13 protein-coding genes are annotated in these 17,462 nt (G+C 45.8%); 8 read left to right on the top strand and 5 right to left on the bottom strand.

From position 1 onward, the window contains the following. Positions 1–160: 160 nt before the first annotated feature. The 5 genes from ONB24_00370 to ONB24_00350 form a co-directional block, all read right to left on the bottom strand. Positions 161–709: an RNA methyltransferase gene (locus ONB24_00370; GenBank protein MDZ7314553.1), complete on the bottom strand. Its 549-nt coding sequence runs from the start codon at positions 707–709 to the stop codon at positions 161–163. Positions 710–711: 2 nt separating this feature from the next. Then, entirely contained in the window at positions 712–2,403 is a 1,692-nt protein-coding gene (locus ONB24_00365; GenBank protein ID MDZ7314552.1) for a BamA/TamA family outer membrane protein, read from the bottom strand. A gap of 78 nt (positions 2,404–2,481) precedes the next feature. Then, positions 2,482–5,589, bottom strand: a complete 3,108-nt coding sequence (locus ONB24_00360; GenBank protein MDZ7314551.1) for a hypothetical protein — start codon at positions 5,587–5,589, stop codon at positions 2,482–2,484. A 296-nt stretch (positions 5,590–5,885) separates the two neighbouring features. Continuing rightward, positions 5,886–6,830 (bottom strand): NHL repeat-containing protein, encoded by a 945-nt coding sequence (locus tag ONB24_00355; GenBank protein MDZ7314550.1) that lies wholly within the window; start codon positions 6,828–6,830, stop codon positions 5,886–5,888. Continuing rightward, positions 6,817–7,326, bottom strand: coding sequence for a hypothetical protein (locus tag ONB24_00350; protein ID MDZ7314549.1), 510 nt, complete (start codon positions 7,324–7,326; stop codon positions 6,817–6,819). The genes ONB24_00355 and ONB24_00350 overlap by 14 nt, the downstream gene beginning before the upstream one ends. Positions 7,327–7,544: 218 nt before the next feature. Here ONB24_00350 and rpmH point away from each other — a divergent pair, with 218 nt between their 5' ends. From rpmH to mfd, 8 genes are read left to right on the top strand one after another with little or no spacing between them, the layout of a single operon-like run. Continuing rightward, positions 7,545–7,691: a 50S ribosomal protein L34 gene (rpmH, locus tag ONB24_00345; protein ID MDZ7314548.1), complete on the top strand. Its 147-nt coding sequence runs from the start codon at positions 7,545–7,547 to the stop codon at positions 7,689–7,691. Continuing rightward, positions 7,681–8,049, top strand: a complete 369-nt coding sequence (gene rnpA / locus ONB24_00340; GenBank protein MDZ7314547.1) for a ribonuclease P protein component — start codon at positions 7,681–7,683, stop codon at positions 8,047–8,049. The genes rpmH and rnpA overlap by 11 nt, the downstream gene beginning before the upstream one ends. A 56-nt stretch (positions 8,050–8,105) precedes the next feature. Beyond that, on the top strand, positions 8,106–8,315 hold the full coding sequence (gene yidD / locus ONB24_00335; GenBank protein ID MDZ7314546.1) for a membrane protein insertion efficiency factor YidD: 210 nt from the start codon (positions 8,106–8,108) through the stop codon (positions 8,313–8,315). Positions 8,316–8,327: 12 nt separating this feature from the next. Continuing rightward, positions 8,328–10,079, top strand: coding sequence for a membrane protein insertase YidC (gene yidC, locus ONB24_00330; protein ID MDZ7314545.1), 1,752 nt, complete (start codon positions 8,328–8,330; stop codon positions 10,077–10,079). Between the two features lie 49 nt (positions 10,080–10,128). Then, on the top strand, positions 10,129–11,499 hold the full coding sequence (gene mnmE, locus ONB24_00325) for a tRNA uridine-5-carboxymethylaminomethyl(34) synthesis GTPase MnmE (protein MDZ7314544.1): 1,371 nt from the start codon (positions 10,129–10,131) through the stop codon (positions 11,497–11,499). A 31-nt stretch (positions 11,500–11,530) separates the two neighbouring features. Next, positions 11,531–13,435 carry a tRNA uridine-5-carboxymethylaminomethyl(34) synthesis enzyme MnmG gene (gene mnmG, locus ONB24_00320; GenBank protein MDZ7314543.1) on the top strand — a complete coding sequence of 635 codons (1,905 nt, stop codon included), beginning with the start codon at positions 11,531–11,533 and terminating at the stop codon, positions 13,433–13,435. Continuing rightward, positions 13,425–14,093 carry a 16S rRNA (guanine(527)-N(7))-methyltransferase RsmG gene (gene rsmG / locus ONB24_00315; protein ID MDZ7314542.1) on the top strand — a complete coding sequence of 223 codons (669 nt, stop codon included), beginning with the start codon at positions 13,425–13,427 and terminating at the stop codon, positions 14,091–14,093. The genes mnmG and rsmG overlap by 11 nt, the downstream gene beginning before the upstream one ends. Then, positions 14,090–17,428, top strand: a complete 3,339-nt coding sequence (gene mfd / locus ONB24_00310) for a transcription-repair coupling factor (GenBank protein ID MDZ7314541.1) — start codon at positions 14,090–14,092, stop codon at positions 17,426–17,428. The genes rsmG and mfd overlap by 4 nt, the downstream gene beginning before the upstream one ends. Positions 17,429–17,462 lie beyond the last annotated feature (34 nt).

The raw sequence follows: 17,462 nt of genomic DNA, 5'->3' as shown, positions 1-17,462 counted from the left end.
TATCGCAATAACGCCGAGCCATAATAAAATTACAGTTGGTCGAACCGGATGATGTACCGCCGCCTCAACAACAATAAAAACGACCGCAATAACGAAATAGATAACTGCGCGTTTTTTATATCGGTCATGAAAGATTCTCGATAAAAAATTTTTCATTGTGTTAACACATCCTGCAGCTTTGTTCTTCCCATCGGCGAACCAATTCATAAGCCATTACTCCGAACGAAACTGAAACATTCAACGAATGCTTTATACCGTACATTGGAATTTCCACGGCAAGATCGCAATAAGCCAAAAGTTCCGCGGAAATACCGCGATATTCATGTCCGACAATGAAACAAAGGGGAAAACGATAATCGGCGCGCCGGTAATCGATGCTGATATCAGTCAGTTCCAAGGCTACCAACTGAATGCCTTGGCTGCGAAGAATTTCAGCGACTTCCAAGGCGGAAGAATAATAACTCCAGGGTACACTTTCCTCTGCGCCGAGACTGGTTTTGCGAATTTCGTCGCGAGGCGGCTTGGCAGTGATTCCGCAAAGATAAAGATGTTGGAGACGAACCGCGTCCGAAGTGCGAAAGATGGAACCCACGTTATGGAGACTGCGGACGTTATCAACTAAGGCGCTGATAGGATGACGCGGCAGCTTTTTGATTGAATTCAAATCGGGCCGCAGCTTTTGAATTTCTTCAAATGACAGCTTTCTCATAATCAAAACTCATTTATCAAACCGACATGCAGCAGACCGCCCATGAGGCCTTGTTTTTCGCCGTACGCCAAACCGTAATCAAGCGACAATATTCCCAGTCCGCTTTCCAACCTGAATCCAAAGCCGTAGCCGATTTTAATTTCTTCTTTTTTAACTTTTTCTTTTGAAACAAGCGAATAATAGCCGGTGTCCAAAAAAACAAAAGCGCGGGAGCGGCGTCCCAAAAGATAACGATACTCGACATTACTCCATGCAACAACTGACCCGCGAAACTGATCCTCGCGATACCCGCGCAATGATCTTGTTCCGCCCATTCGAAACAAATCCGGCATAGGAATAATTTTTTGAGTGCTGTTCAACTGACGGGCATGCAGAGAGAGGTTAATGACTTGCCTTTTTAATGTGGGAATAAAAAGATCCAAATCGACCAGATAAGATCGATTTGTTGCTTTTTTATCGAATGAATCTAAAGCAATCATACCAGCAAAAGGTGTATTTGTTTTGGCTGCCGACTGCACGGTTGTAGAGTAATAAATGCCTCGTCTGGGGTTGATAATGTCGTCACGCGTATCGTAGATCAGCGAGAGGCCGAGCACCGTCGCGCGACTGCGGGGAATCAGCAGCGCCAAAGCGGCGGACGAGTCCGGCAAAACAGAGTTCTGTTTCACCGAAGCCGAAAAAGAGAGGCTCTCCAAGAGCGGCAGTTCGACATCAACGCCCCATTCACGCGTTACGTAAGAGGAATCCTGAATCAACTGCTGAAATCCTGTCGATGCGTGCACTGGAAAGCCCGCGATCCATGGCTCGCGAAAGCGAAAAACAAGATCCTGAGATGAGCGGTCTCGTTTCTGCCAGTGAGCCGACAGTGCTCTGCCGGTGCCGAACAGATTGCCGAATTGGAGGTCGATAAGGCCGGTAAAATATCCTTTTTCATCGCCGGTTCCCGGGGTATATCCGACCACTCCGTCAAACCGGCTTGAATTGCCTTCTTCCACGCGTATCAATAATCCGCCTTCGTCTTCAGTGGCCAGAAACACCTCCGGCGGATCCACGCGCCGAAAGTAGCCGAGTCGCATAAGGCGGCTTTGAATTTTTGCCGTACGCCGCGCATCGAAAAAGTCACCTTCCTTGATTCGAATTTCACGGGTAATGACTTTTTTGTGAGTAAATTCGTTTCCTACGACTTGAATTTCGCGGATGATCAATTTGGGTCCTTTGAGGGTCTTGAAATGCAGAACAAAAGAATGCGGGTCACGAGTAGAATCGATTCGGATCGAGGTCGGTTCGAAGCGGATGAAGGGAAAAGAACGTCGTTCGAATTCATCTAAGGCGCGCTCCAGCTTTTCTTCGACAGCACGGGATGATAACGCAACCTGATCACCGTCGATGGATTGGTTCAGCAGATTTTTTTCACTTTCCGAAATATTTTCAAAATAAAGTTGTGCCGTTTTTAATTTTTGTCCTTCCGTTATATATAGAAGAAGAGAAATTTGGGATGTGTCGGCACTCAGGATAAATATCAGAGAATCGATCCTTGCATAAGGATAACCTGCATCAGAATAGTGTTGTAAGATATCGCGGCAGCTTTTTTCGAGGGTTCCAACATTCAAAGGCTTGTTAAGCTGCCAATTGGCCCAGGAAAGGATTTGCGACTGCGAGACATGCTCGGCGCCGTGAATCTCGACATCGGTCAAAACAGGCGTGCTCTCTGCAAAAAGAAGAGAGCTCAGAAGGATAAGACTTGCAAAGTATCTGATCAATAATTTCATGGTTTAACGAAAGGCTGCGGTTACCTGAGCTCTACCGGTATGAATGACGCCGTGACGGGCCGGCTCGTTTCTGCCGCTGTAAGACAAAGTTGCCTGCATGACATCGGATAAGCGATAGTCGAAGCGAATTTCCCAGCGCGTCGAACGGCCTGCGCTGCGACCGTTTGCTATCTCATAGGGCAAAGGCCGATCTTTTGGCGTCGCACTGACGTTGCTCCACTCAAACTCTGCGCGCAATCTTCCTTTGGTTTTGATTGAATAAGTCATTCGCGGCACAAAAGCCAAGGCTTTGACGCGCGTCGGATCGGACCACGCTAAATCCTTTTCCCACGACATACGGCTTTCGAATGCAAGCTTGAGCGAAGAAGTTGCGCTATAAGAAACGTCGCCGTTAACGGCCACCGAGTTTACATTACGATTTTGTCTACCGACATAATCAAAAAAACGCCCTATATTTTTTCTGGTGATTTCTGACTGAGAACTCCACTTTTCAGAAAACCTACTGGTAACTCGGGCTGAATATTCACGCTCTTTTCTCGTTTCACCGCCTTCTAAAAATTGATTATTAAATTCATCGCGATTAAAATAGCGCAGGCGAACGGAAAAATCGCGATTCCTTTCGAACAAGAAAATATCCTGGCGAAATTGCAGATTGCCGAAAACTGTTGTGGCGGGGGAGCGAAATTTGCTCAGTTTCAAAAGAAAAATGTCGGTGACGTTAGGATCCTGCGATCGTTCTTCAACAGAGGCAAAAGTTTCAGTAGAAATGCTGTTAAGGGTGCGAATAAGAAAAGATAAAGAATCTTTCGGCGCTTTTTCAAACAACCTGGCCGGTTCAAAGCGGAATCTGCCGCTCGTCTTTAGTTCGGAAGTCGGAATCAGTTGATCAGTAGTCAAAATACGGAGAATATAGTCACCTAACGGGTCGTAGACATATTCATTAAGCTGTTCATCAAAACGATACACTCCCTCGCCTTGCGGGACCTTGATGTAGACTCGCTCCTTGCGTGCAGTAGCCGTGTTCGAGATTTGATAGTTAAGGTCTGCGGAAAAGAAACGATTCGACGGGGAAATCTGCGACCTAATTTCCGCCAAGTCGGTGCGGCTGTCTTCAGTTGTGGAATTATAGTAGGATTTAACTCTATGGGTATAATCGAGAGTGGTTGTCCAAAAGCGGAACCTCTGAAACGAGAGCTGATAGTTCTGCGTCTGCGCTTTCGATTTTGGAAGAAAACGATTGTCGGATTGATAATCCCAATCTTTACGCAATGAGTTTTTTACGGTCAGGCTAATTTGATTGAACGGCTCGAACGCAAAACCTCCGGAAAAATCATCGAATTTAAAACCGGTCAAGAGGCTGTCGGACCAGTTTTCCCGTTTGTCTTCCCCTTCATATCGAAAGATGGGCGAGAGCTTCCAAAACTTCCATTGTACGTCGGCATATTGACGAACCCAATCCGCTTTTTGACTCAATGAAAAGTTTTCGCGTCCAATCTGTTCTCGACGATAACGAATCGTCGGTATTTTTTTTAAAGACACCCCTCCTTCTATCTGCCTGCGAAACGAAGAAAAATAATCTCCCTTTCGAATCGATCCTGCTTCGGCACCAATGAAGGTGCCCGAGGACGGTTCGTATTTTGCGCGGAACTCTTTAACGCTTTCCTCACGTGAAGCTTCAGCCGGCAAATCCCAGCGGCGATTGTACTCTGCTTCGGTCGAACGATCGATGTCGGCAAAACGATCGTTTATATTTTTGAGCCGCCCGCTCAAGGAGAGGTTTCCGAAAGATTTCCCGCGAAATTTTAATTTAGGGAGCAGGGTCACCTCATATAACTGCGCCAATCCCTGATCGTCTTGTGCATCAAGGGGAGAAAAAGTGTTTCGATCGAATTGGCTAAGAGCCGTTTCACTCTTAATCCGCAGAAAAGAAAATGGAGCAGCCTGAAGAGAAAAGTTCAACATGGAATGGCTTTTAGGCAGCGGCAAAAGAATGACCGGAGCATAGCGGCCTTTATTTTTTCCAACATATTCAAAAATGGCGTTGCCCTTGTATTGATAGTCGCCGGCATTGGTGCCTACATCGGAAAAGGTAACCGAATAGTCGCCCTGCTTTTCTCCGACATAAACAAAAATGCCGTCGCGCAGCGTGTAGCGACCTGCTCCTTCACCCACAAATTTAAAGCCGTCTACAACCGCTTTGGTTTGATCGTCGCCCGCCGATTCGAGAATTCGCTTCGTATCGTCGGTAAATGTAAAATCTAACGGATTATCCTTATCATCCGCTTCATGAAGAAAAAGCGTCGAAATTTTCAGTTTGTCTTGAAGAAGCGAGGACTCTAACATTGCAGAGGAAAGATTACGACGGTACTGTTCATCAGAATATTGAAAATCAACCGTGATACGAGAATCCGAAGTGATCAGCCTTCTGCGGGTAAAGGTTATCTGAGCAGCGCTGTAATCGATGGTATAATCATTGGTCTCGCCGCGGACCATCAACTCTCCGTCGATATAAACTCGTTCCGTGCCGGCAAGAACAATAATATCGACCTGGCCACGGTCCCCCTTTAATTGGTAAGGTCCCTGGTTTCCTTCCTGGCCCATGAACTGCATTGAATAATATTTTCCTCTTGAAACCGCCGCCGAGAGCCTGGCCTTAACGGCTCCATAAGCGGCCTCCCCCATCACCCCTTGGAGCTTCCTACTGTAGCGGGAAAGTTCAGTCTGATTATAGTCAAGTTGAAAATCACCCATAGTCGTAGAAAAATTGGGTGATTTGATTTGAATAAAGACTTTATCAATCTCCTGAAGATTCTGCGTCGTCCCTTCAGGCTGAATCGGCGTGGATTGATCGGTAAGAGCGGCAACCACTTCTACTTTTTCGCCAACCTTGCCGGAAACATTGATATTCAAAGCCGAATTAACTTTCAATCCTCGATTGGTACCCATCGTAACGCCGCGGGTGATGCTGCCGCTTTTGGAAAGCTGCGAGGCATAGTCTTCAGCCTCTGAAGCAGGAGTTTTTTTATGCAGATCTGCAGCCGTAGGCGAAACTCCGAACACGCGATGAACAATTTCGCGTTTGGCATAGCTTTTATTCAATGCGATGGGCAAGATTTTATACTGAATTCTAATTTGAGCACCGGAAGCCGCCGGTTCTTCAAATCTAATTTCACCGCGAATATAGTCGATACTATAGAAAGATTTTTCAAGAGGTTGATTATTTATAAGCACTTTTTCAGAATGCTCGACAATAAAACTATCAGGCAAAAAGTAAGGACCACGTCTGTCCTCGCCGAGAATTACAACATCCTTCTCGAACAAAGCCGGTGGAGCAATTTTGCCGACCGATTGGGAATATGAAAAGCCTGAAAGGAGGGTAAGAAAAAGAAAAATAAACCCTTTCGGCATCACTCGGAAGGTTCCGCAGTTTTGTTTTCCCACGTGATCTGAAAGATCTGGATGCGATGATTGCCGGTATCGGCAACGTAAAGCAAGTCGCGATAGATTGCAATATCCGTCGGCTCGTTGAACGCTCCAAGTTTATCGCCGAAAGAGCCGAAAGAAGAATTAAAAGAAAAATCTGCGTTAAAGATATGAATTTGATGGTTTCCAATGTCACTGACAAAAATTCGACCTGCCGGATCTACGGCAACGCCGAATGGTTTTTTAAAAAAGTGTCCCTCTAATGAAAAAAGAAAATTGCCGAAATAATCATAGATCTTGACGTCTCTGTCGCCTGGATCGGTGACAACAAGAAGGTCTTTGCTTGTGACGGCCGCTGAGGCCGGCTCTACGAGCTTACCCCTGTCCCAATCGAAATCTCCAAAAGAAATTTCCGGTTCGAAACGGGCATTGTATTTGAGAACACGATTATACTCGCCGTCGATAATGATAAAGTCTCCATGGAGGCTTATGCATACTGCACGAGGAAAAAAGAATTGCAGCTGAAGAGGGAGGTTCTTATCCGAATAATAAGAAGCAACCCAGTTCAAATCTTTATCATAACGTTCAATGCGCTTATTTTCATAGTCGGCAACAAATACGTCGAGCGAATTATAGACAAAAACCTTTTGAGGAAATTGAAATTGGCGGGCATTCCAGCCAAAGCCGCCGACAAATGCCAAAAGTTTCCCTTGAGGAGAAAATTTCTGCAGCCGATGAGCCGTGTAATCGAGGACGTAAATATTTCCCTGCGCATCTACAGATAGTGATATCGGGCGCAAAAAGGATCCCGGGGCCTCTCCCTTTTCTCCAAAAGAAAGCAAGGGAGAAATAAGCGGCGCCTGAGAAAAGAGCGGCGGAGTAAGAAGAAAAATAAAAATCGAAAGATATTTCAGTTCAACGAATTTCATGCAAAGCGCCCGATCGTTCGTCGGGATAAACAGAATGATAAAAAGTTCGATACATGTCCTTGCATTTGCGCCAACGATCGTATGCTTCAATGATATCATTGTTGTTTCTGGCCAGCTGATGCAGACGTTGCGAGCTTAACCTCAACCCGCCGTTGCGTTTTTCTTCCATGAGAATCTTGTCCAATCGGCGCAGCTCATAAGTGGAAAGATCTCCTTTGATATACTCATTATTTTTCCAATCAGTATCATAAATAAACGCTCTGCTGCCGGTATAAGTATAAGAACCGTCTTGAAAATAAGAAATCCTAGAAAGTATGGCTGAGCGATATTTGTAGGCAAGCAAAGCGCCGAATAAAAGAATTCCCAGCAGGACGAGTTTGGTCGATGAAGGATTTGACTTTTTTTCGTTATGTGGACTGAATCGAAGAAAAACAAAAAATAAAACTGCGGCGCCCGCAATGAGGAGCAGCAAATTGCGCGTTGAAAGGGCAATCATTTACCTTTTCCTCTCAGCAAAATCAACTACGCATCCAAGTCAGTAGTAATATATTGATTGACATCCAAATAACAAACACAATTAGAGGTTTATTCGAACTGATGAAAGATGGCAAACCGCCGCGTCTGATAAAAATCAAACAACTTGATTTTATAGCATGAAATAGGTATATTTAAAGTCAAAATATAGAATTAATTATAAAAAGAGCGGAGAAGAGGATGAAGCGGACATATCAGCCCAGCAGAAGAAAAAGGGTCAATACGCACGGCTTTCGTGCCAGAATGTCAACGCCTAATGGTCGATTGGTGTTGAAACGCCGGCGCGCAAAAGGCAGAAAGCGTCTAACCGTAAGCGATGAAAGATAACCTCATCGTCTCACAAAAATTTCCTAAAGCACTCATTCTGAAAAAAAGCCGAGATATTTATCAAGTAATACATCATGGTAAACGGTACCAGAGTGAGTGCTTTACTGCTTTTTATAAGAAAAACGACGAGGTTAAATTTGCTTTTACAGTCAATTCAAAGATAAAAAAAAAGCCGCAAAGAAATCGACTAAAAAGAAAGATCAGAGAAGCAGTCCGGAAAACTTTTCGTCGCTATGAATTGAAATCATCGATTGTATTTATTGCCTCTGCGAATGCTGAGACCGAGCAAAGGAAACTTGAACAAGAGGTTGAAAAGCTGTTTAATGAAATTCAGCACGATAAAGCTGCCACTCTTTAAATATGCGAACGATAAAGTATTTAATAATAAAGATATATAATTGGATAAGCAACGGGATAACCGAGGCAATTATTTTCTTTATAAAATTGTATAAATTGCTGATATCGCCTCTTCTCCCGCATTCCTGTCGCTATTATCCTTCATGCTCGACTTATGCCGTGGAGGCTTTGAAAAAGTACGGGCTCTTTAAAGGAACAGTAAAAGCGACCTATCGCATCATCCGATGCAATCCTTTTTCAAAAGGCGGCTACGATCCGGTAAAATAAATAGGAATAAAAATGGACTTGGACAAAAGAACCGTAATTGCTTTTCTTCTTATCGGACTCATCTTGGTATTCATGAATACCAAATATTATCAGAAAATCTTGTACCCAAACGGCATACCAGAAAGGCAAAGCAATTTCCAAGAGGAAAAAGCTGAGCCGCAAAATTTACCGGCCGATGATAAATCATTCGATGAGACAAAAATTCAGAGTCATTACGTACAGCAGTCTGAGTATGTAAAAGAAGAAGAAGAAAAGCTTATCATATTAGAATCGGAAGTTTACAGAGCGACGCTCAGCAATAAAGGCGGCGCGATTCTGCAATGGGAATTAAAAAAATTTCATAAAAGTGACGGCGGTTTCGTCGCTTTATTCCCTGAAAAAGCCTATGGAAATTTAGGAATATCATTCAAGAACAAAATAAATAGCGAGATCTTTAACACCGGTAATATGGTCTTTCACTACGAGGGGCCGGAGACTCTTACCGTAAAAGAACCAATTAAGCTAACATTTACATTACAATTAGATGATAAAAAAAATATAATCAAAGAATACCTGTTTAAACCGAACCAATATGATGCAGGCCTGACGGTTTATTTGAATAATCTCGAAGAAACTATAGATGAAAAGCGAGTCATTATTTCGGCACCCAATGGATTGGCGTCGAACGAAAAATCGCTTAAGGACGATATGATGTACGCCAAAGCCGGAACAGCAGCTTCCGGCGTCATAGAAAAGGGCTATAAAACAAACGGAAAGCCGAAACGCGTTACTGCAGACTTTGATTGGGTAGCTGTAAGAACAAAATATTTTGCGTTTTACCTGATGCCGGAAATAGAGACGATTTATGATGTCGAAATTATCGGTGAAGAAATCCAATTGGATGATAATCCCAAAGACCGATGGAAAAAATTCGGCATCAGCATTTTTTATCCCTATTTGGGAAAGAAATCCGATACCATACAAATGAATTTGTATTTGGGACCCCTGGAATACGACATTTTATCTTCCTATAAAAGAGATATGGAAGATTTTATGGATATGGGGTGGAAAATCATCAAGCCGTTCAGCATCGGTATCTTGGCCGTTTTCAAATGGATGCACAATTTCATTCCCAATTACGGAATTGTTTTACTGCTTTTTGCCGTCATCATCAAAGTAATCACTTATCCGTTGACGCAGAAAAGCAATAAATCGATGCAGAAAATGCAGCAGCTTCAGCCGAAGCTTCTTGAAATTCAGGAAAAGTACAAAAACGACCCCGAAAAGCTTAATCAAATGACGATGCGGCTCTATAAAGAAGCGGGTGTCAATCCGATGAGCGGCTGTTTTCCAATGCTGTTGCAGATGCCTTTGCTTTTCGCTCTCTTTATTGTGTTTCGTACAACGATTGAACTTCGAGGCCAAGGCTTTTTCGCTTGGATTACCGATCTCTCTGCGCCGGACAGCATTTACACCTTTCCCGGGAACTTTTCCCTGCCTCTTTATGGTAATTCGGTCAATGTACTGCCTATCCTCATGGGAATTACCATGTACATTCAACAAAAAATGACCGTGACGGATCCCAAACAAAAGGCGATGGTCTATTTTATGCCGATCTTTTTCACCATTCTATTTAATAGTTTTCCCTCAGGACTCAATCTTTATTATGCCCTTTTTAATTTACTCTCGATATTGCAGCAAAAATTTTTGATGCCGAAAATCGCGCCCAAAACTGTCGAAACAAAAATTCTAGATGACGGCAGGCGAAAAAAGAGCCGAAAATAAGCTGATTTAAACCCCGCTTATTCGGCGGGGTTTTCTTTTTGTAGGAAACATGAAGAACGACACTATTGCTGCTATTGCAACTCCCCCAGGTATCGGGGCTATCTCTATCATCCGAGTCAGCGGACCGAGTAGCATCGATAAAATAGCAAGCGTATTTAGAGCTTCCAAGTCTCTCATCGAGGCAGAGGAAAGACGCATGCTTTATGGAAAAATCATCGATCCGCGGGACAAGCAGGAAATTGATCGGGTACTGGTGGTTAAATTTATTGCCCCACATTCCTACACCGGCGAAGATATGGTTGAAATCCATTGTCATGGTAGTCGATTGATAACTTCTGAGATCATGAGAATACTGGTCGAAAGCGGAATTAGACCGGCCTGTCCTGGAGAATATAGTCTACGAGCTTTTCTAAACGGAAAGATCGATTTGGTACAGGCAGAAGCCGTTGCCGATGTCATTCAGGCTCAAACCAAGGCCGCGCTGAAGGCATCGCAAAGGCAACTTGAAGGAGAACTGTCAAAACATTTGAATGCTATAAAGAACGACCTAAAGGACACCGTTGCTCTTTTAGAGTTGTCGCTGGACTTTTCCGAAGAGGACATAACTTTTATACAGGCTAATGATCTAAAGACACGCATCGAAAAGTCTCTCGAATCCATTAAATCTTTGCTAAAAGGTTTCCGTTACGGTAAAATTTTGCGAGAAGGATTGATCGTGGTATTGACCGGGAAACCGAACGTCGGAAAGTCGAGTATCTTAAATAAACTTTTGCAAAAAGAGCGGGCCATTGTTTCTGATATTCCCGGCACAACACGAGACAGCATTGAAGAGTGGATAGATATTAATGGATATTTGATACGTATCATCGATACAGCCGGAATATGGGGCGCTCAAGGAGTTTTGGAGCAAAAAGCAAAGGATAGGACCCTGAAGGCCGTACAAAATGCAGATCTTGTTCTTTTCATCACCGACGGAAGCTCCGAGCTTGATTCGGAAGATTTACAGGCTTTGAAACAAATTGAAGAAAAGTATAACGGGACGATCATTCTAATAAGAAACAAGGCGGATTTAGGACTGGCCGCTTTAAACGAGAGAATTCTGCAAAAATTTGATGGCGCTCTGGTCATTTCGGCAAAAACGGGAGAAGGGTTTGAAAATTTAGAAAAGCGGATTTTGGCGCAAATTGCGGAGCTTCCACACGAGGATGAAATAATTTGCAACGACCGACACTATGAAGAGCTTTTAAAAGCAAAGAGTGAGCTGGAAAACGCTTTAGAAGCTTTAGAAAGGAGCTTGAGTGAAGAGTTCCTGGCTGTGCATCTTAAAGGAGCTTTGAGCTGCCTGGGAAGAATTACAGGTGAAGTTACCGTTGACGAAATATTAGATCATATCTTTAGCCGATTTTGTATCGGCAAGTAAATGTTTCACGTGAAACACTGGATAATTGGCCATGAAAGACAGCTATGATGTTATAGTCGTGGGTGCCGGGCATGCAGGTTGTGAAGCCGCCTTGGCGTCCGCTAAAATGGGTGCGCAGACTCTGCTGATTACCATTAATCTCTTTACCATTGCTCAAATGTCCTGTAATCCGGCAATAGGAGGCACCGCAAAAGGGCATTTGGTCAAGGAAATCGATGCGTTAGGCGGTCAAATGGGCGTCGTGGCAGATGAGACGGCCATTCAATTTAAAATGTTGAATCGATCCAAGGGACCGGCTGTCTGGTCGCCCCGAACGCAAAACGACCGCGTACAATATTCACTTAGAATGAAATATTACTTGGAAAACCAATCCAATTTATATTTGAGGCAGCATGACATTAAAAGTCTGCTGATAAAGAGAGATAAAGTCATCGGAGTTGTAACCGACATTGGCACAGAAATATACGCCGGAGCCGTCATCCTGGCAAGCGGTACATTTTTAAACGGCCTAATCCACATCGGCCTGCAGCACTTTAGCGGCGGAAGAATCGGCGAACCGGCTTCGAGCGGTTTGGCGCAGCAGCTGGCATCGTTCGGAATTAAAGTCGGACGTTTAAAAACCGGGACCCCTCCCCGCATCGACGGAAGAACCGTCGACTTTGAGCAAATGGAGCCGCAATATGGAGATGAGGACCCCATCCCTTTCTCGCACAAACACGACCGTATTCAGATTCAACAAATGCCATGCTTCATCACGAGAACTAATCGTGCGACCCATGAGATATTGGCATCCGGACTCGATCGTTCACCGCTGTATCAAGGAATCATAAAAGGCGTTGGGCCGAGATATTGCCCTTCCATAGAGGACAAAATCGTACGGTTCGCCGATAAAGAACAGCATCAACTTTTCCTGGAGCCTGAGGGGCGATCTACACACGAATATTACCTCAACGGGTTTTCAACCAGTCTTCCGGAGGACATCCAGATTCGGGCGGTACGCAGCATCAAGGGCCTTGAAAACGTCAGGCTGACCCGATTGGGATACGCCATTGAATACGATTATTTCCCGCCCATGCAGCTCAAGCCTACGTACGAAAGCAAAGCGATAGAAAATCTCTATTTTGCCGGACAAATCAACGGCACCTCCGGTTATGAAGAAGCCGCCGCGCAGGGATTAATGGCCGGCATCAATGCCGTGCTCAAAATTCGCGGAGAAGAACCGTTTATTTTGGGACGAGACGAAGCTTATATTGGGGTATTGACGGACGATTTGGTCACCAAGGAGCTTTATGAGCCGTACCGCATGTTTACTTCGAGAGCGGAATTTAGGCTGCTGCTGCGGCAGGACAACGCCGATTTGAGGTTGATGGATTACGGGCATCTTTACGGCTTGATCGATGACGAATCCTATGATTTGCTTTTAAAGAAACGTCAGGCGATTGAGCAAGGATTGGAGAAAGCCGCGTCGCTGCGTCCGCCGCTTGCAGAGATCAATCGTCTTCTATTAGAAAAGGGCAGTGCTCCATTGGACAATCCCGAAACGATCGAAAAAATTTTGCGGCGCCCTGAAATTCGTCTTATCGACTTTGGCAGTTTGTATGAGGATGATTTGTTCTGCAGTAATGCCGAGGCATTTTGGCGGCGCGTGCAGGAGCAGGTGGAAATTGAGGTCAAATACCGCGGCTTTCTCGACCGACAACGTTTGCTGGTCGAGCAAATGCGGTCGATGGAGGATATAATATTGCCGGAGAAGATCGACTATAACGATGTCACGTCCTTGTCAAAAGAAGGAAAAGAGGTGCTGAAAAAATTTCGGCCCAGAACCATCGGCCAGGCATCGAGACTTATCGGCGTTACACCCGCCGATATTGCGGTTTTAATGATCCATTTAAAACAACGCTCAGCTGAAATGTTCCACGTGAAACATGACGCCTGAAAACCAACAAGCATTCGACACCCTTGTCCGTTTGTTTGCTCTTCAGGAGCCGCAAATATCGTTGTTTCGTCGCTATATTGAGGCGGTCGAGCAAACCAATCAGCAGATCAACTTGGTCTCCCGCAAGGACATTCACCGTCTTGTGGCCCGACATGTTTTCGAATCCGTCGCAATCGCGCGCCTGGCTGAAATTCCCGACCAGGGAGTGCTGTTGGATCTCGGCAGCGGCGCCGGATTCCCCGGCATCATCATTGCGATTTTAAAACCTGCCTTGAAGGTCGTCCTGCTCGATTCGATCCAAAAAAAGAGCCGGTTTCTTAAAGATACGACTATATCTCTCGGACTGAAAAACACCCTGGTTGTCTGTGACCGCGCCGAATCACCTCAATTCAAACAGGAGTTTCGACAACGGTTTGATGTAGTGGTTGCTCGGTCTGTCGCCGCGCTGCCGAAGCTTTGGAAATGGTCCGAACCGCTGCTGAAAAAGAAAGGTTTGCTGCTGGCGCAAAAGGGCGGCTCAATCGACGAGGAAATGCGCGAGTTGCTGCGCGAGGCGAGCGTAATCACGCAAATCCTGCCGCTGCCGACCATGACGGACGATCCCAAATACATCGTTTGTGTCCGCCGCTCAGAAAACAACTACCGAAAAGTTTCATGATGACCCTGCGCAACGTTCAATCCCTGTTTGAACAATCTCCGGAATTCGAACGCTTCTGCAGAGCCTGCGAGGCCGGAAATAAAATTCGCTTGGCGGGTTTGGGCGGCTCGTCCCCTGCTTTCGTCGTCGCCGCAGCATTTCGACGATTTCAAAAGCAGATCGTCGTCATTCTTCACGACATGAACGAAGCCAAGCAGTTTTGCGATGATCTGGAATCTCTCTGCGAACCGAACGAGGTCCTCTTTTTCCCGGCGTTCAAACAGCAATTGTGGAATGAAATCGGGCCGGCGGCAGGCGATATCGGGCGAAGAATCAATGTCATCAAGCAGCTTCGCCGCAAAAAACCGCTCCTTTTGGTTACGACGATCGAAGCAATGATGGAAAAGATCGGCAGCGAAGAGGACACCGATCTGTACTCGATCATTCTCAAAACCGGCTCAGAGCTCGCTTTCACTCATTTCGTCCGCCAGCTGGCGGAGATGGGATACAACCGCGAAGAACGGGTTGATTTTCCCGGAGAATTCAGCGTTCGCGGCGGCATCGTCGATATTTTTCTCTTTGAAGCCGAGCTTCCCTATCGGATTGAATTCTTTGGTGACCAAATTGAATCCATTCGCCGATTCGATCCCGAAAGCCAAAAATCCATTGAAAGCTGTATTGAGCTTGAAATTTTTCCGCCGGCCTGCGGCGGACCTTTTGCAACCCTGCACGAAAGCGCATCCAGCGCCATCCCGTTTAAAAGCTCGCTAATCCACTACCTTGATCCGCAGGCCTTGTTGTGGATGCCTGCCGAAGAGCTTTTGGCAAGCGCTGCAAATGATTATGAGGAGGCTTTTCGCAAGCGATTTTCTCCCGGACACCCTTCCCAGTGGGAAATAGAGGCTGAGCAGTACTATTTTTCTTATTCGGAGGTCGATTCTTTTTTAAACTCTTTTCAGGTAATTAGATTTACTGCCGGTCATGACGGAAAAGCCGATGTTCATTTCGGCGTCGAAACGCCGCCGTCTTTCGGCGGAAATCTGAGACTGGCGAAAAGCTATTGCGAGCAATTTGCGCAACAGTACTCGGAACCGTTCATGGTCGTCGCCTGCGGCTCGGAAACTCAGGAAAAGCGCATCCAAGACCTGTTCGAAGATGAAGGGTTTCCACAACTTTTCCACTTTTCCACCGCTGCGTTATCTTCAGGCCTCATCTGGCCGGCAAAGCATTTCCTGCTTGTTACACCGAAGGAGTTGTACGGCCGATTTCATCAGCCCAAAGCCGATCGTTTGGCGGGACGCAATGTGCTTCCCAAAACCGAATTGACGCTGAGACTAGGCGACTATGTGGTTCATGATGATTACGGCATCGGTATTTTTCGCGGATTGGAAAAAATTACCGCTTACGGACGTCAGACGGAATGTCTGACCATTGAGTATCGAGACGGAGACCGCCTTTATGTGCCGCTCGAGAAAATGGACCGCGTACAGAAATACGCCGCCCAGGACGCCGCCGTTCCGGAGTTGAGCAAGTTGGGAAGCGTGGAATGGGAAAAGCTCAAGACGCGAACGCGCAAACGGATCAAAGAGATTGCCAAGGAGTTGATCGAGCTTTATGCCGAGCGGAAAAGCAAACCCGGCTATGCATTTTCTGAGGACACAGTTTGGGAAAAAGAGCTGGAAGCTTCGTTCGAATATGAAGAAACCATAGACCAATCGGCGGCCATTCGTGATGTTAAGGCGGATATGTGCTCGCCCTACCCGATGGAGAGGCTGATCTGCGGAGACGTCGGATACGGAAAAACCGAAGTGGCGGTTCGCGCTGCTTTCAAAGCCGTCTTGGAGGGAAAACAGGTCGCTCTGCTGGCGCCTACCACCATTTTAGCGCAGCAGCATTACAATACATTTCGAATGCGTATGAAAAGCTTTCCCGTGCGAATTGAAGTGCTTTCCCGATTCAAAAGTGAAAAAGAGCAAAAAGAGATCGTCCAAGATCTTCGTGACGGCAAAATTGATTTGATTATCGGCACGCATCGGCTGCTTTCGAATGACGTTCAGTTCAAGGATCTCGGGCTGCTGATCATCGACGAGGAGCAGCGGTTCGGGGTTATGCACAAAGAAAAAATCAAGATGATGAAAAAGAATGTCGATACGTTGCTGATGTCGGCCACCCCGATTCCTCGGACGCTTCACATGGCGATAGTCGGTGCTAAAGACATTTCGATCATCAATTCTCCTCCGCACAATCGATTGCCTATCATCACCGAGATCAGCCGTTTCGACCCTGACCTGATTCGGCAGGCCATTCTTTTCGAAAAGGAGCGCGGCGGACAGGTTTTCTTTGTTCACAATCGCATCCAATCGATATACAATATTGCTTCGCATCTTCGGCAATTGGTTCCCGAGGTATCGATCGACGTTGCGCACGGGCAAATGAAGCCCCGAGAGCTGGAAGATATCATGCTTCGCTTCATAAACGGCTCGATCGATGTGCTGGTCAGCACCATGATCATCGAAAACGGTATCGATATGCCGCGCGCGAATACGCTGATCATCAATCGAGCCGACAAGCTTGGTTTGGCGCAGCTTTATCAGCTGCGCGGGCGGGTAGGACGATCGGATCAGCAGGCTTTTGCTTATCTCCTCGTTCCTCCGTTAAACAAGCTGAGCCGCGAAGCCGTTAAAAGACTGCAGGCCATTCAAGAATTCACCGCTTTGGGCTCCGGCTTTAAAATAGCCATGCGCGATCTGGAAATTCGCGGCGCAGGAAATATCTTTGGGGCGGAACAATCGGGATTTATTCATTCGCTGGGTTACGAGTTGTATACACGCGTCCTGCATGAAGCGGTTACGGAACTTCGCCAGGAACTCAATCTTGAACCCGTCGTTGAGAAAAAGGAAAGATTTGAAACCCTTATCGAGGTAGAGATCGACGCCTACATACCGGAAGATTATATTTCTTCAGCGGCAGAGAGGATTGATATTTATCGCCGTCTGGTAATGGCGGAAAAGATCGAAGAAATTGATAGCATAAAGGCGGAAGTCGTCGATCGTTTCGGCAGATTGCCGCAACGCGTGCAAAATTTGTTCGATTATTTAGCCGTGAAACTGTTGGCGTCCTTGTTGAAATTTAAACGCATTACCGTTAAAGAAAAGCTGTTCAGCGGTGAAATCTGCTATGAAGATATTCCCTCGGGGCCGCAGAGGTCAGTTTGGCTGGGTCGAATTGCCGAAGCAGCCTCAGGGCAGGTAGAATTGCGTGATTTGCGACAAAAGAACCGCCTGGTCATTGAATTTCGGCTTACCGGCAGTCATAAGCTCGGCGAAACCAAAAACTTCTTGCAAAAATTGCTCTAAATGAGTAGATTTTAATCTATTGTAAAATAAATGG

Source organism: candidate division KSB1 bacterium, assembly GCA_034505495.1.
Classification (GTDB): domain Bacteria; phylum Zhuqueibacterota; class Zhuqueibacteria; order Residuimicrobiales; family Krinioviventaceae; genus Fontimicrobium_A.
This window is presented reverse-complemented; position numbering and strand designations above follow the sequence as displayed.